The sequence below is a fragment of the Actinoplanes solisilvae genome (genome assembly GCF_003999975.1).
Lineage (GTDB): Bacteria > Actinomycetota > Actinomycetes > Mycobacteriales > Micromonosporaceae > Actinoplanes > Actinoplanes solisilvae.
This window is the reverse complement of record NZ_RJAC01000008.1, coordinates 27373-41850: the sequence shown is the minus strand read 5'-3', so window position 1 is coordinate 41850 and position 14478 is coordinate 27373. Positions and strand designations below refer to the sequence as shown.

The 14478-nt window shown below is 65.9% G+C and carries 14 protein-coding genes; 10 read left to right on the top strand and 4 right to left on the bottom strand.

The features are described 5' to 3' along the window. The first annotated feature begins 141 nt into the window (after positions 1-141). The 5 genes from EER30_RS21290 to EER30_RS21270 all read left to right on the top strand — a co-directional run bounded on the left by EER30_RS21290 (position 142) and on the right by EER30_RS21270 (position 4861). Positions 142-369 carry an MmyB family transcriptional regulator gene (locus EER30_RS21290; protein ID WP_127502280.1) on the top strand — a complete coding sequence of 76 codons (228 nt, stop codon included), beginning with the start codon at positions 142-144 and terminating at the stop codon, positions 367-369. Between the two features lie 617 nt (positions 370-986). Then, positions 987-2429 carry a M14 family zinc carboxypeptidase gene (locus tag EER30_RS21285; RefSeq protein WP_240670206.1) on the top strand — a complete coding sequence of 481 codons (1443 nt, stop codon included), beginning with the start codon at positions 987-989 and terminating at the stop codon, positions 2427-2429. Positions 2430-2633: 204 nt separating this feature from the next. Next, a complete protein-coding gene (locus EER30_RS21280) occupies positions 2634-3299 on the top strand; it encodes a hypothetical protein (RefSeq protein WP_127502279.1) in 666 nt (221 codons plus the stop codon). Positions 3300-3487: 188 nt separating this feature from the next. After that, a complete protein-coding gene (locus EER30_RS21275; protein ID WP_164842426.1) occupies positions 3488-3871 on the top strand; it encodes a DsrE family protein in 384 nt (127 codons plus the stop codon). A 66-nt stretch (positions 3872-3937) separates the two neighbouring features. Further along, positions 3938-4861 carry a pyridoxamine 5'-phosphate oxidase family protein gene (locus EER30_RS21270; protein WP_127502277.1) on the top strand — a complete coding sequence of 308 codons (924 nt, stop codon included), beginning with the start codon at positions 3938-3940 and terminating at the stop codon, positions 4859-4861. Positions 4862-4938: 77 nt separating this feature from the next. On the opposite strand, the gene EER30_RS21265 is transcribed toward EER30_RS21270, so the two are convergent. Continuing rightward, positions 4939-5514 carry a TetR/AcrR family transcriptional regulator gene (locus tag EER30_RS21265; protein ID WP_127502276.1) on the bottom strand — a complete coding sequence of 192 codons (576 nt, stop codon included), beginning with the start codon at positions 5512-5514 and terminating at the stop codon, positions 4939-4941. Positions 5515-5546: 32 nt separating this feature from the next. Continuing rightward, entirely contained in the window at positions 5547-6908 is a 1362-nt protein-coding gene (locus EER30_RS21260; RefSeq protein ID WP_127502275.1) for an FAD-dependent oxidoreductase, read from the bottom strand. 406 nt (positions 6909-7314) lie between these two features. Between EER30_RS21260 and EER30_RS21255 the strand changes: the two genes are divergently transcribed. The 4 genes from EER30_RS21255 to EER30_RS21240 all read left to right on the top strand — a co-directional run bounded on the left by EER30_RS21255 (position 7315) and on the right by EER30_RS21240 (position 11612). Then, the gene (locus EER30_RS21255) at positions 7315-8481 is read left to right on the top strand and encodes an acyl-CoA dehydrogenase family protein (RefSeq protein ID WP_164842425.1); all 1167 of its coding nucleotides are present in this window, start codon (positions 7315-7317) and stop codon (positions 8479-8481) included. Positions 8482-8706: 225 nt separating this feature from the next. Then, on the top strand, positions 8707-9288 hold the full coding sequence (locus tag EER30_RS21250; RefSeq protein WP_127502273.1) for a Pycsar system effector family protein: 582 nt from the start codon (positions 8707-8709) through the stop codon (positions 9286-9288). Between the two features lie 246 nt (positions 9289-9534). After that, positions 9535-10965 (top strand): selenium-binding family protein, encoded by a 1431-nt coding sequence (locus tag EER30_RS21245; RefSeq protein WP_240670205.1) that lies wholly within the window; start codon positions 9535-9537, stop codon positions 10963-10965. Continuing rightward, positions 10962-11612: a hypothetical protein gene (locus EER30_RS21240; protein WP_127502271.1), complete on the top strand. Its 651-nt coding sequence runs from the start codon at positions 10962-10964 to the stop codon at positions 11610-11612. Before EER30_RS21245 ends, EER30_RS21240 begins: the two co-directional genes overlap by 4 nt. A gap of 191 nt (positions 11613-11803) precedes the next feature. Here the strand turns inward: EER30_RS21240 and EER30_RS21235 are convergent, their stop codons facing one another. Both EER30_RS21235 and EER30_RS21230 read right to left on the bottom strand, forming a co-directional pair. Further along, entirely contained in the window at positions 11804-12469 is a 666-nt protein-coding gene (locus tag EER30_RS21235; RefSeq protein ID WP_127502270.1) for a response regulator transcription factor, read from the bottom strand. A gap of 195 nt (positions 12470-12664) precedes the next feature. Then, complete coding sequence (locus EER30_RS21230; protein ID WP_127502269.1) at positions 12665-13603, bottom strand: RICIN domain-containing protein; 939 nt, start codon at positions 13601-13603, stop codon at positions 12665-12667. 245 nt (positions 13604-13848) lie between these two features. Between EER30_RS21230 and EER30_RS21225 the strand changes: the two genes are divergently transcribed. Beyond that, a complete protein-coding gene (locus EER30_RS21225) occupies positions 13849-14478 on the top strand; it encodes a hypothetical protein (protein ID WP_127502268.1) in 630 nt (209 codons plus the stop codon).

Here is a 14478-nt window from a genome sequence, read left to right as displayed (position 1 = left end):
GAGGCGGACTCGCTGCCCACTTGTCGAGTCCGCCTCCGGTGTCGAACAGCGTCCTGGGTCCTGATGCTGCCCTGTATGCCGCGGTACACCTGGCCGGGGAGCAGGCTCGGTCGCACCTCACCGCGGCGATAACGACACGAGGTGCACAAACGGGCCAACTTTCCGGTGCGCCTCAACCATCCCCGGGTCGGCGAGCTCACGCCTAACTGCGAACGCCTCGTCATCGCCGGAACCGACAGCCTTGCTCTCGTCGTCTACCACCCCGTCATCGGCTCCGCCGACGCCGAGAAGCTATCCCTTCTCGCCTCCGTCGATCTCCCGACCGCAGCCCCGGCTACCCGCTCGGGCAACACTGAGCTGCTGGGATGAGACAACCCGGCCCCGCAGCCGTCGATCCTGGCCGTGATCCGTCTGAATCCGGCGCCGGGTAAGCCTGAGCGAGATTCCGGCGTCCACGCAGGTGCTTGGTGCGAGGGCCGGAAGTTCTCGCAGGGGAGAAACTCCGTCCGGTAGCGGCGTGGCTCGACGCGTGGCGATTGAGCCCAGAGGACCGTAATCGGACGGCCAGCCGGCGATCGCTGCGAACGATGAAGCACCGGCCAGGACCGCGCAGACCGCGACATTCAGCAGTGCGGCCAGGGGATACAACCGCCGTTCATCCCACCGCTCCGCGAGAGCGCACAGCCCTGCGCAATGACTTCTGCCCTGTTTGGGCAGACGCTGCGCGGCCAGGCGTTCGAGCTCCTCCCCACCAGTAGTGGGCCAGCAGCGAGCCGCGCGGGGGCGGCCCGCCGTGTTGTGCTCTGCTCGCGCAGAAGCCAGTCAAAGCTGCATGTCAGAACTAACGCACGCCGCTTCCCAAGTTTCACCCCTCCGCCGGACGACCCTTCCTTCCGCCGGATTCGGTTGTCCTTGAAGGAGGACTGTTCGGTGGTTCGGTCGACGGTGTGTCCTTCTGATGTCTGCTGTGATGGGGATTGGACGTGATGGCTGAGATTATGGCGGCTAATTTTGGTGGGCTGGGTGCCGGGGACGGCCGCCGGGTGGACAGCCTTCCCGCGTGGCTTCTGGCCGAGATCGAGACCGTGCCGGCCTACGACGCTTTCGCCGGGGTCGACGACCTTCACGCCGAGCTCAGGAGAATCGCGGAAAGTCACCCCAGCGTCGCATCGTTGCGCCGGTGCGGGAGTTCGCGTCAGGGCAATCCGCTGTGGTGCCTGACGGTCTCACTTTCTGAGGATGACGAGGACGCTCCCGAGGCGCTCGTGTTCGGGTTGCCGCACCCCAACGAGCCGATCGGTGGCCTGACCGCGCTGCATCTGGCCGAGCGACTCTGCGCCGATTCCGTGCTGCGCCGACGGTTGGGACACAGGTGGCGAATCGTGGTTTGTGCCGACCCGGACGGGCTGCGGCTCAACGAGGGCTGGCTGGAAGGCCCGTTCACCCGGGCTCACTACGCCGAGCACTTCTACCGCCCGGCCGGGCGAGATCAGGTCGAGTGGACATTCCCGATCAACCACGAGAGCGCCTACTTCGACCTGCCGATCCCGGAGACACAGGCGCTGATGCGGCTGATCGACGTGTATCGGCCGGCGCTGATCGCCTCGCTGCACAACAGCGAGCTGGGCGGTGCGTACTACTGGCTCAGCCGGGCCGAGCCCGCGCTGCATCCGGTTCTGCAGCTGGTGCCCGAGCACCTCGGCATTCCGCTCGACCGCGGTGAGCCCGAGGCGCCCGACCTGGTGCTGCTCGACGACGCGATCTACGAGGCGACGCCGCTGGCGACCGTCTACGAGAGCACGATGGCCCGCAACGAGCCGTGGATCTTCGAGGGTGGCAGCCCGACGTGGTACTCCGGCCAGTGGGGTTCGTTCATCCTGGTCAGCGAGCTGCCCTACTGGTTTGACCCACGCGCCGCTGACACCACGCCCACCGCGATGAGCTATCGCGAAGCGCTGGCCGCCAACGCGGTGGCGCTCACCGACCTGGCTGAGCTTCTCATCGGTACGCTGGCCCAGGTCGAAAGCCACTTGCTGGCGCCCGCTTCGCCGTTCTGGCGGGCGGCCCGCTTCTACTCGACGATGCTCGAACGTACCGGCGAGGCCTGGCTGGCCCGGAGCAAGGAGGCGGTCTCCGATCGGCCGGCCACCGTGGCCGAGGCGAATTCGCTGGCCCTCAATGTGCACGAATACCGGCTGCGCTATGGGGGTATCCTGCGGCGCGCGCTGCGCGGCGAGGCCGCTGTGGGCAACGTGCGGGAGACGGCCCGGATGGCACTGGCGGAGGTGGAGCAGCGCTACGCACAGTGGCTGGCGGAGGACGACCAGGTGGCCGAACTGGAGCCGATCGAGATCAGTCGACTCGTCGGCGTACAATACGCGGCCACGGTGGCCGCCGCCGCCCATTTGGCGGGACGTCTGGACAGGTGACCCCAGACGTCTCGTGCCGAGGGGCTGCCGACGTCATCGGCTGAGCCGGTCGAGACGCCCGAGACCGAAGCGTCCCGGGCTTGGCTATGTTCGCGGCCCGGCCGAAACCCGCCAGGTTCCGTCGCCGCGAGGCGTTCGCCGTGAAGCCCGATCCTCACTCCACGTTGGACTGTTTAAAGACGGTTCTTCTTCAAAGGAGTGAATGTGGCACTGGTATCGCGCGCCACCCTCGAATCTCTTGCCGGCCAGGCAACGACCGCGACCATGGACAGCGTCGTAGCGGCCTCACCCGACGAGCCCGCCGCTGAGACGCCGCCGCAGGCCGCTGCGGTACCCACCCCGCCGGTCGGCGGCCGCGTCGTCGTTGGCGCTTTCGCGATCGTCGCGGCCGGCCTGGCCGGCTCCTGGCTGCTCTGGTCGGCGAACGGCAACAAGGCCCTGATCCGGCCGGACGACACCGGAGCAGTGTTCGCCGGGCTGCTTGTGTTCGCCGCCGCCGTCGAGCGGCTGCTCGAGCCGTTCGCCGGGTCGACGCGGGGACGGTCCGCCGGCGCGGCCCTCGAGCAGACCCGAGCGTACGCCGCCAATCGTGGCGACCGGCTCACCCATCGAGACCTGGTCGCAGTGGCCGAGGCTGAAGCGCTCGCGGCCCGCTCCCGTGCGGCCCGAGCCGTCCTGCTTTGGGGTGTGGCCACTGCGGTCGCCACGCTGATCTCGTCCCTGTGCGGCTTCTATTTGCTGCACGGCATCGCGGGCCCGAAGTGGGACGGGATTCCCGTCTGGGTCGATGCGCTGGTCACCGGTGTGGTTGTGGGCAGCGGCACCAAGCCGGTCCACGACCTGATCACCCGGGCCCAGACCGGTTCCTGAGCATCGTTCACCGCCTGTCCCATTCGTTTCCTGGCCCATGAGGTGTCACGGTCGGTGAGACTGCGCCTCGGTGAAGACGCCGAAGCGGACACGGGGACCTGTCCGGCATGTGAAGCAGGGCACTGCCACTTCGTATTTTACCAAACGTTCGGTAATGTGTGAGGCACATCAACGAGAGGGAGTCTGCGTTGTCAGAATTGAAGACCGCGGTGGTCATCCTGTCCGACCCGAGCACGGGTACGGATGAGTCGGTCGGCCGGGTGCTCAACGGTCTGGCCGCCGCGTGGGATTACGGTCAGGTCGGCGAGGCTCTGGTCATTTTTCAAGGGACGGGTACCCGCTGGCCGGAGAAGCTGCAGGAGGCCGGTCACCCGGTGCACGCTCTCTACCAGGCGGTCCGCGACAAGATCGCGGTCGTGGCCTCCGGCGGATGCTCGATCGCGTTCGGTGCGAAGGATTCGGTGGCCGACGCCGGCATCGAGACCATCAGTAACAACAAGGCACCGGGCACGCCGGGAGTGGCGAGCCTGCGAGAGCTCACGGAACAGGGTTACCGGGTCCTGACGTTTTAGATCTTCGCGCCCCGGGCGGAACGGCTCCGCCCGGGGCGCCTGCAGGGAAGCGCAGGGAGAATCGCCATGTCGAACTCTTCGGTTTATCATTGGGGGGAACTGGAGGCTCAGGCCAAAGCCGGCCTCACCGAGAGGGCCTCGGCCATCTGGCAACTGGTGCAGCCGCTATTGCCTGACGGTGCCGACGACTTCCTGTCGTACCAGAATCTGCTGGCGGTCGGGGCTCAGGGCGACGATGGCAGGCTCTGGGCGTCGTTGTTCGTCGGGCCCCGGGGGTTCATCAGTGCCCCCGACGATGAATCGGTGCAGGTGCTGGCTCGGCTCGCGGCCGACGATCCGGTCGAGCCGATGACCCGGCGCCAGAGCAAGCTGGGTCTGCTGGCCATCGATCTCGAAACGCGCATCAGACTGCGGATCAACGGCGAAGCGACGCCTCTGCCGGGCGGGCTCCGGCTCGCCATCGAGCAGAGCTTCCCCAACTGCCCGAAGTACATTCAGAAGCGCCACGTGGTCAGGCTGGCCGACGTGCGGGGCCGAGAGGCAGGGTCGGCCGAAGGTAAGCGGGTTGCCACACTGACCGACGAGATGAGTGAGTTGGTCGCCCACGCCGACACCTTCTTCGTGGCCTCGGCTTCCGAAACCGGTGACCCTGATGTCTCGCATCGCGGTGGCAACCCAGGATTCGTCGAGCTGTTGTCGCCGACACGGTTGCGATGGCCCGACTACGTCGGCAACAGCATGCTGATGACGCTGGGCAACCTCACCGAGAATCCGTACGCTGCGCTGCTTTTCGTCGACTGGGCGACCGGGACGACGCTCCAACTGACCGGGCGAGCCAAGGTGAATTGGCCTGAGGGTTCCGGCCCGACCGTGACCGGCCAGCGCTCGGTGGAGTTCGAGCTCGATGAAGCCCGCTATCGGCCAGAGTCACTCCTGGCGAACTGGTCGGCGCCAACCCTGTCGCGATTCAACCCACCCCTGCCGGTCTGACCCCGCCAGGGGCATCATCCTTTGTCGCTCGCCTTAAGTCCTCGCGGCGGACTTGAGGCGAGCGTGAAGACTGCCGACTATCCGGCGTTGCCGGGCCCGGCGATCAGCGTTTTCGGAAGCTCGGCCAGCGCCAACTGAAACTCGGCCGGATCGTCCAGCACTCGTGCTACGACCAGTGACCCTTCGATGAGGACCAGCGCGGTTCTCGCCCGGCGCACGGCATCCTGCTCGGAGGCCCCGGCGCGCCGAGCGATGTCGGCCATCGCCGCCAGCCAGGTCGTCGCCAGATGGGTGGCCCGGGTTCGAATGTCATCCGGGGCGCCGCGGAGCGTCATCGTGTCCAGAACGCAGGCGAGGCGACCGTCGTTGTAGAACGCGCCGACGCGTCGAGCCATCTCCGCGACGGCGGTCGACGGGTCGTCCTCGGAGGTCAGTGGGTGGAGAATATCGTTGAATGTCCGTTCCACGGACTCCATGACCGCTGCGGCCATGGCGGGTTTACCGTTGGGGAACCGGTGATAGAGGCTTGCGCGGTGCAGTCCCGATGCCGACGACAGTGCCGTCAGGGAGGCTCCCTCGTAGCCCGAATAGCGGAAGACCTCGGTAAGCTGCCTCAGCAGTGCCTCGTCGTTAATGCTAGGTGCGCGGCCCATACCACAAGGTTACCGAACATACGGTAAAAAACTTAGGCTCGGGATCTGAGCGTTGAGACACGTTCCTCGCGACCACCGAATCGAACCTTCACCGAGGACGAACCGTAGGCCGCGACAACCCGCCGAGTCAGCTCAGGATCGCCCAGGCTTTCCGGGGGATCGATCAGGTTCGTCACCCGGAGAAAGGCGGTGGCCAGTGCCGGATCGCGGACAGCAGCCGCGAGTAGCTGATCGGTCGGTTCGTCGTTTTGGGCGCTCCGGCTGCGCTTGGTGATCATCGTTTTGTCGGGGCCGGTGGCGATTTCCCATGCGACGTCGGTCAGGGCGGCCGCACCGGCCTGAATATCGTTCGGCAGGCCGGCGGCGACCAGATTTCCCAGCAGCTGTGCCTGGAGCGCGGCGACACTCATGCCTTGAGCGTAAACGGGATTGAAGGAACACAAGGCGTCGCCCAGAACGGCGTATCCGGAAGGGAAGCCCGGCAGGTCCTCATAGTGACGGCGCACGCTGTACGGGAACCGCGTGAGCGTGGGGCTACCGAGCGGTTGGGCGTCCCTGATGATCTCGGCGATGTCGTCGGTGGCGAGCCTCTGCGCCCAGGCAATCATGCCGGCCCGGTCGGTTGGCGGTGTGGTGCCGAACCGGCCGGTCAGCGAGACGATGAACCGGTCGTCTTCCTCGGCGGTGACGAAGCCGCCATACAGGTGTCCCGGGTAAGCGGCGCAGAGCGTCCCGATCCGGCCGTTCAGGAAGCGGGACTCCCTACGAAAACGTTGGGATACGTAGGCAATGCCGACGTCGAGTCGTTCGGTCTCAACCGGTGGGCACCCCATCGACTGCAGCCAGGCTCCACTGCGCGAGCCGCGACCGGTCGCGTCGATCACCAGGTCGGCGCCCTCGAGCCGGGTCTCGGCGCCCTCAGGTGAGACGACGGACACTCCGACGACCCGGCGATCGTGGGTGATCAGGCCGCTGACGGCCTGCCGGTCGACGACGCTGATGCCGTCGATTCCGCCGACGTGTACCCGGATCAGGTGCTCCAGAAGGACCCGGCTGACGGCGAGTCCGTCGATGCCGGAGGGCTCGCGTGCCGGTGCGAGCCGTTGACCGTTGAGGTACCAGTGCAAGTCGTTCTGAAGGTCGGCCGTCAAGGCGCCCGCGGCGATCAGTTCCTTCGTGATGCCGGGGAGGAGGTCCTCCATCGCCAAGAGGCCGCCGGCCAAAAGGCCGTGTGCGTGGTTCGCCTGTGGCACGTTTCGGCGGGACGCCGCCAGGGAAGGGATGGTGTCCCGGTCGACAACTCGTACAGTCGCGTAGGAGTTCCGTAGTGCGGCTGCGGCCAGCACACCAGTGACCGAAGCCCCGATCACGATCCCCAATCCCTTTTCGGCCATGTGCGTCCTTTCGATGAAGAGCAGCGTTCCGCCCGGCAGCCGCCGACGCGATGGAGACTCACTCGCGCCTCGGGATTCGCGGCGGCATGGCATCAGAGCCTCTTCTCGTACTGCCGCACCGGCTGCGTCCGGGTTTTTCGCCGGTTGATCAGGTCGATGGTTAAGACGCAGCGGAGTCCATCTGATTCACCCGCGATGTACGAACCTTCGAGGCTGTGATCGTCCTGCGGGCCGGTATGAACGATCGATGCCGGGATGCGTCTTTTCGTAGGGGATGGGTGGAGGCAGGGCCGGCGCATGGGCTTCAACGTTGGGAAGCGGTGGTGAGGACTGGCCTTGGTGTCCGGGCGTGGTGAGACGCCAGCCTCGGCCATGAATGCCACGACCTCGTCGGCGTTCTTATTTCGTGAAGATTCCTCCCCCAGGACAGAACACCGGTGATGAACTCCTTGACCGGGCCGACCAGGTAGTTCCGCTGCTGGCCGAGCACGCCGCCGAAACTGAACGGATCAGCAGGCTGGCGCCGCCGGTCGCGGAGGCGTTGCGGAACGTCGACTTTTTCACCCTCTTCGCGCCCTGCCGCAGTGTCTCCCCGCCGTCGTTGACTACCGTCACCGAGGTGCTGGCGCGGCTGGCTCATGGCTGCGGCAGCAGCGCTTGGGTGTCCATGATCATGTCTTCGGCTGCGTTTCTCGCGACTCTGTTCGGCGATGTGGCCCGCGCCGAAATGTGGCAATGCAACCCTCGTGCGGCGGTCTGCGGCGGTTTTGGGATGTCCGGCGTCAGCCAAGCGGCGCATGGCGGCATTCGGGTCCGAGGTCAGTGGCGTGCTGTGGCCGGACTACACCAGGCGCAGTGGGCAGTCGTCGAAACGTTGTTACCCGATGGGGCCGCCCCGGGTTTGGTGCTGCTTCCCACAGACCGTGCCACGATTGTCGAATCATGGCAGACGGCCGGCATCGATGGCCACACACTGGTCATACCGGAGACATTCGTGCCGCACCACCGCGTGCTGCCGATCCATGCGCTGCGGGAAGCCGGTTCGCGGTGGGCCGCGTCGTCGGTATTCGCTACGCCCCCGATGTCGGTCCTGACCCCGACGACGGTTGCCCCATTGATCGGGATGGCGGAGGCGGCTACGGAGCTGACGCTGCGGCGGTTGGAGAGGACCGAGCCGATCGACGGGACCATCTACGCCGACGCGATCCGATCGCCGAGCGTGCAATTTGACCTCGCCGACAGCGCCTCAGACGTGGACACGGCGAAGTTGCACCTGCGGCGTGCTGTTGAAGACGTCGAGACATCGTTGAGCTCCGGCAGCGTGCTCAGCGACACCGTACGGGCCCGAATCCGGATGGATTGCGGTGTCGCGGTGACGTGCGCTCGACGCGCGGTGCGCAGGCTGGTCGGGGTCAACAGCAGCAGTGCCTTCGGCCTCGAGCAAGATGTACAGCGAATCTGGCGCAACATGAAAGTGGCTGGCAGCCATGTGCAGATTTCCCCGCGTATGGGCCGCGAGATGTACGGGCGCGCGTTGACCGGCACGACTCCGCAGGTGAGCCCACTTGTCTGACGGGGCTGCCACGTCGAAAGACAGGCCACGAGGTGATGGATACCGCATCTGTTCCCGTTCGAAAGGTGAATCCTTGCGACCGGTCGCACGTTTTACTCCTGCTTCGGGGTTAGCGGAGATCGGCCGTGGAGAGGGGGACGTGATGAGTGATATCAAACTGTTCGACTTCTGGGAGGGTGCTGGGCTGAGCGCCGGTAGGTTCCCCGGCTTGCCGGTGGGTGCGTCATGAATGCGAATGAGTTGTCACCGCTGGGTGAGGGTCGCGACAAGACGATGCCGCGTGCTGATGTGTGGCCGATCAACGGGAGTGTCTCTTCTGATGTCTCCGTACGGGGGAGGAGGCTGGAGCAGGCGGCACTGCGGCTGCTCGAGGAATCGATTGCTGAGCTCACGAATGAGGAAAACAAGTCGACCCGGGTTCTGGCGGCGTTCACCGCTGTGGTTGGTGCCTTGATCACCGGGCTGATCGCGGGGCGATGGTCGCCGGAGAGTCTTGCTCAGACTTGTCGGGTGGTGTGGTGGTTGGGCGCGGGATGTGTCTTCGCCGCGCTGGCTCTTGTCGCAAGCTCCGCGCTGTATGGCGAACGTCTGGCTAAGTCTTTGCCCGCGTCGTCCACGAGCCACGACTCGACGGCGATCCGAGACTGGCTGCATGAGTTGATCACGCATCCGGGGCAGGAGCCGGCTTCACGGTTATTGCGGGTCTGCCGGACGATCGGCCGCAAGAGACGACTGCTTCGCGGTGGCGTAGCTGCCATTACGATCGGTTTGGTGCTCTGCTTGGTGAGCGGGGTCGCAGGGCGGTAGCCGAGCACCTCGACACCGGTCGGTACCGGCGAGGTCACGTCGAGTGCCGACCGGTATCAAGGTCCAGCAGGTCGGACGACTAGTTCCTTGACTGGCGAGTCAGACATGGCAGTGGCGTCAGCCGGCGCCGTCGGACGTCACTTTCACAAATAGGCGTATGTTGATTAAATGATCCGTCGGCCGCTCTCCGGAATTCAATGCGGATCTTACAATTCTGCGTGATTCAGAAGACCCTGTCTCTCCGTTATGAACCGTGCCAACATAACTGTCATGACTAGATGGACTCCTGACCCGACGTTTTATGCGTCCCCGCAGGCTGCCGCGTCGGCGCCCGCCGAGAAACTCGCATATGTGTCGGCCTTCGACCGTTCGGCCGAGAAGCCCGACGCGATCGTCGTGCTGGACACTGACCCGGCCTCTGAGTCCTACGGCCGGGTCGTCGGCTGGACCGACATGCCTAACCTCGGCGATGAGCTGCACCACTTCGGGTGGAACGCATGCAGCAGCGCACTCTGCCCGACCGCGCCGCATCCGCATGTCGAGCGCCGCTATCTGGTTCTGCCGGGCCTGCGCTCGTCGAACTTGTACATCCTCGATACTCACGACGACCCGCGTAACCCTCGCCTGGTCAAGGAGATCCCAGCGAGCGAGCTCGCGGACAAGGCCGGCTACTCGCGCCCGCATACCGTTCACTGCGGACCGGACGGAATCTACGTCAACGCCCTGGGCGGTGGCCACACGGAAGGGCCGGGTGGCATCGCGGTCCTGGATCACACGACGTTCGAGGTGCGCGGCGCCTGGGAGAAGGACCGGGGAGATCAGGTCCTGGCCTACGACTTCTGGTGGCACTTCACCCGTGACGTGCTCGTGACCTCGGAGTGGGGCACCCCGTCGATGGTTGAGGAAGGGGTGAACGCGGAGTTGCTGCTGGGCCGAAAGTACGGCCACCGGCTGCATTTCTGGGACTTGGCCAAGCGAACGCTGACGCAGACCGTCGACCTTGGCGATGAGAACCAGATGACACTGGAGCTCCGCCCGGCTCACGACCCGGCCAAGGAGTATGGCTTCGTCGGTGTCGTCACCAACGTCGAGAATCTGTCCGCTTCGGTGTGGCTGTGGTATCGGGAGGGCGATAAGTTCGCGGTCAAGAAGGTGATCACCATCGACGCCGAGCCGGCCGACGCCGAAGACCTGCCGCCGGTGTTGCAGCCGTTCGGCGCGGTGGCCCCCCTGGTCACTGATATCGACCTGTCCGTGGACGACAAGTGGCTGTACGTCTCCGCGTGGGGCACCGGTGAGTTGCTGCAGTTCGACGTCACCGACCCGTTCAACCCGGTGAAGACCGGCTCGATCCGGCTCGGCGGGATTACCGGGCGGGTGCCCCATCCGTCGTTCCCGGACGAGCCGCTGAACGGAGGACCGCAGATGGTCGAGGTGTCCCGGGACGGCAAGCGGGTGTATGTGTCGAACTCGCTCTACGGCTCGTGGGACGACCAGTTCTACCCGGACGGGGTGAAGGGCTGGCTCGCCAAGATTGATATCGACACCGAGAAGGGCGGAATGACCCTCGACCCGAGGTTCTTCCCGCATGGTGACGAGCTCCGCGGACTACGGGTGCACCAGACCCGGCTGCAGGGCGGCGACGCGTCGTCCGACTCGTACTGCTTCCCCGGGTGAGCGGCGGACAATACCTGGCGCTCGTCGCGCTGGGAGCGTTCCACGGTGTCAACCCAGCGATGGGTTGGCTGTTCGCGGTGGCGAGAGGGATGCAGGAGCGGAGCATACGCATGGTGCTGCGGGCCCTGCCGCCGATCGCCGTCGGACATCTGGCCTCAGTCGCGATCGTGGCGGCGGTGGTGTCGGCGACCAGTTCGGTGACAGCCGCTAACGTCGTCGGCATCGTCGGCGGGGGGCTGTTGGTCGGCTACGGCTTGTACAGGCTGCTGTCCGAGCGGCATTTCCGATGGGCAGGGATGAGGTTGTCCGCGGTTCAGCTGACGGGCTGGTCTTTTCTGGTGTCGAGCGCGCACGGCGCGGGTCTGATGCTGTTACCCGTGCTGGCCACGACGCCGACGTCGATGCCGGCCGGCCACCACGAGCACATGATGGGCGCTAGCGCTCCGGCCACCGGTGCGCTGACGGGGTTGGCCGCGGCTGGCGTGCATACGCTCGCGATGGTCGCCGTGCAGGGTCTTTGCGCGCTGATCGTCTACCAGTTCGTCGGTCTCGGCATCCTGCGCCGTGCCTGGTTCAATGTCGACCGTCTGTGGGCTGCGGTCATGGTAGCGGTGGGCGCACTATCCGTCACTATCGCTGTCGCTTGACCCGTTTCTCAGCCCTCGCCCCAGTGGTGTCGTCGTTCGGTGCGGACTGACGTCAGCTCGGACAGAGTGGATCGCCGCTCTCGTGGCGGCGCGTCGACCCTGTCCGAGCTGGCCACCTCCGAAGCTGCGCGCAGGACGTCCGAGCCAGGACCGCTCGCAGCGCCGACGGGGCAGGGGCGCAAGCGACCCGCTCAAACACCTTTTCGGGCCGACACGTAGCCCAATTCGATCGCCCTCCGGGTCAGATCGGCTTTGTTGCCGACCCGCAGCTTGTGCCGGATCCGGCTGACGTAGGTGCTGACGGTCGCCTCGGTCAGACCCATCCGACGACTGACCTGACCATGCGTGAACCCACCCGCGATGAACTGCAGCGCCTCGATCTCGCGTGGGCTGAGATCCTGCGGCCTGCTCTCTTGCGACGTGGAGGCGGCCTCGACGATCTCGGGGAGCAACTCGGGCGACACGTGCAGCCCGCCGCGGTTGGCGACGGAGAGCGCCGCTAGCAACTCGGCGATGTCGCATTCCCGCGAGACGAAGGCATGGACGCCGTGGTGGATCGTGGTGAGCAGGTTCGGCGAGTTGCCCGGAGCGCACAGCGCGACTACCCGCGAGCCCGCCGGCACCGCCCCCTGGCCGGCCATCTCGAGGTACAGATCAACCACGATCAGGGCGGGTGCCTCGGCGGCCCGCAACGCCGCGATCCGTTCGGCTCGATGGGTCACCCTCAGCCCGGCAACGCCATCGAGGGCGTGCACGAGGCCACCAAGCATCAAAGGGTTGGCGGCGACCACTGCCACATCGGTCACTCGAGAGAACTCGGCGCCGGCCGCCAGGGGCCACGTCTCGAGGTCGGTCATGGTGATGACTCCGGTTCGCCTCAGAAAACGTCAAGGTCTCCACAATGAGACGCAATATCGGGTCTCTGAACCAGGCGAAACCACAGGCGGAAACGATCTATACGTTTCCGCCTGATCCGAGGTCTTCCGCGAGAGGCCGCGGCTCTTGGGCCGCGGCCTCAGGTTGGTGCTACATCCATGTGGCAGGAAGCCAGCTCATCGGTGCCACTTCTGGTTGGAAGTGCCCCCGCAGCTCCAGAGCTGCAACTTGGCGCCGTCAGCGGTGTTCTGATCGGTCACATCGACGCACTTGTCGGCGTGCTTGTTGACCAGGTCCAACGAGCTGTTCAGGGTGAATTGCTGCGCGGTGCTGCCGGTGCAGGAGTTGAGTACGATCTTCGCACCGTTGGCGCTGGAGCCGCCGGCGACGGCCAGGCATCGGCCGCCTGCTCGGACCGTGCCGTCGCTGTAGAAGGTCCAGTTCTGGTTCGGGCCGACCGTACATTGCCAGACCTGAACCTGTGGGTTGGACGAGAACGCGCCGTCGGTGACGTCGATGCACTTGTTGCTGACATACGAGATGATCGGGCCGGCCCCGGTAATGGCCCGGGCGGCTTGCACCGTGTTGGCCTTGGGCTGGGTCGGGGGTTTGGTGGCTGTGGTTGAGCCAGTGGCGGCCGCCTTAGCCTTGATCGTGTTGGCGGTGGTCGCGGCCGGCGGGGCGACGACGCGGATGGGCGGCGGCGCAACCCCGCCACGGCCCGTCGGCACCTGAGCCAGACGCTGCGTGTGATCTGTGTCGTCGCCCTGAGTGCGGACCGTTGTCCCCTTCGCCGGGGCGCCCGACGGACTGCCGGCGGACGAGGAAGGTGCCGGTTCGCGCGACGCGGCTGCGGCTGGAGTCGTTTCCGGGCCCTTCAGTAGAAAACTCATTCCGACCACTACGGCGGCGACGATGACCGCGACTAGAGTGCTGACCGCGATTGCCCCGACCGGGGAGCGTTTCTGGTCCCTGCGAACGCTACGTGTGAACGCGTGGACGAATCCTCCGCGGGAGCTCCGTACCCCGCCCTGCGACGGTTCCGGCATGTGTTTCTCCGTCAGCGTTTCATCTGAAATCTCGGGCACCGAACGATTCTTGTCGGCCGGAGGCATGCCCCGAAACGTCCCCGTTCACCGGTCTCGTAAAGGGGTTCAAGGCCTCGCGTGGGCGCGGGGTGAGGTGACAGGTCTCGTAGAGGAACGTCAGAACAGAGACACGCAGGAACATCTCCAACGGTTTTAGCCTCAATGGCCGGGGGTGCCATGGCTTTCGGCGAATGACGGTGCCGGAGGCGGCAACCGGACCACGCCGACCTCCGGGTCCGACCACAGGCAGAAAGTCAAGGAGTACCCGATTCATGACCAACACCGGTGTGGATGCAAGGAGCGGCGTTCACGAGAACAGCAGTGACGGATCGTTCACCGGAGGTTCGCAGCCGGCCGACAGCAATCAGCCGGTCGACCGTGGCAGTACCGCCGAGGCAACGCTGAACCGCCGCCCGGAACCATCAGCCTCCGGGTCGACGGGCGCCGAACTTCCACCGGACGTCCAGCGGGTCGCCAATCTGACCGCCCGGGCTGTGAAGGACCAGCCGGCCAATGGGTTGGAACTGCTTACGGCCGTGTTCAAACAACGATTCGGGATCGGCGTCAAACTCAAGGGCGCAAACCCCGGGACGCCCGGATTCGAAACCGGATCGACATGGCTGTTCGAGAGGCGGGCACCAGGGTGGCGGCCGGTTGGGCGGTGGCGCGACGTCAAGATTGCGGCCCGGCTCGCCCGCGCGGGCGGGCTGACGCTCTTCGCGTCATCCGCCGGTCAGACCATGGCGGCCTTCATCCATAACGGACGCGACGGCGTGCTTCGGGTCGTCGAGGCCCACCTGAACGGCACGTACCACGTCACCGAGATCGACCGGTACGAGCAGACGCACGCCCCGCCCGACTTCGTCGCGGCCGTCGACCATTGCGGCGAGGTTCATGGATGA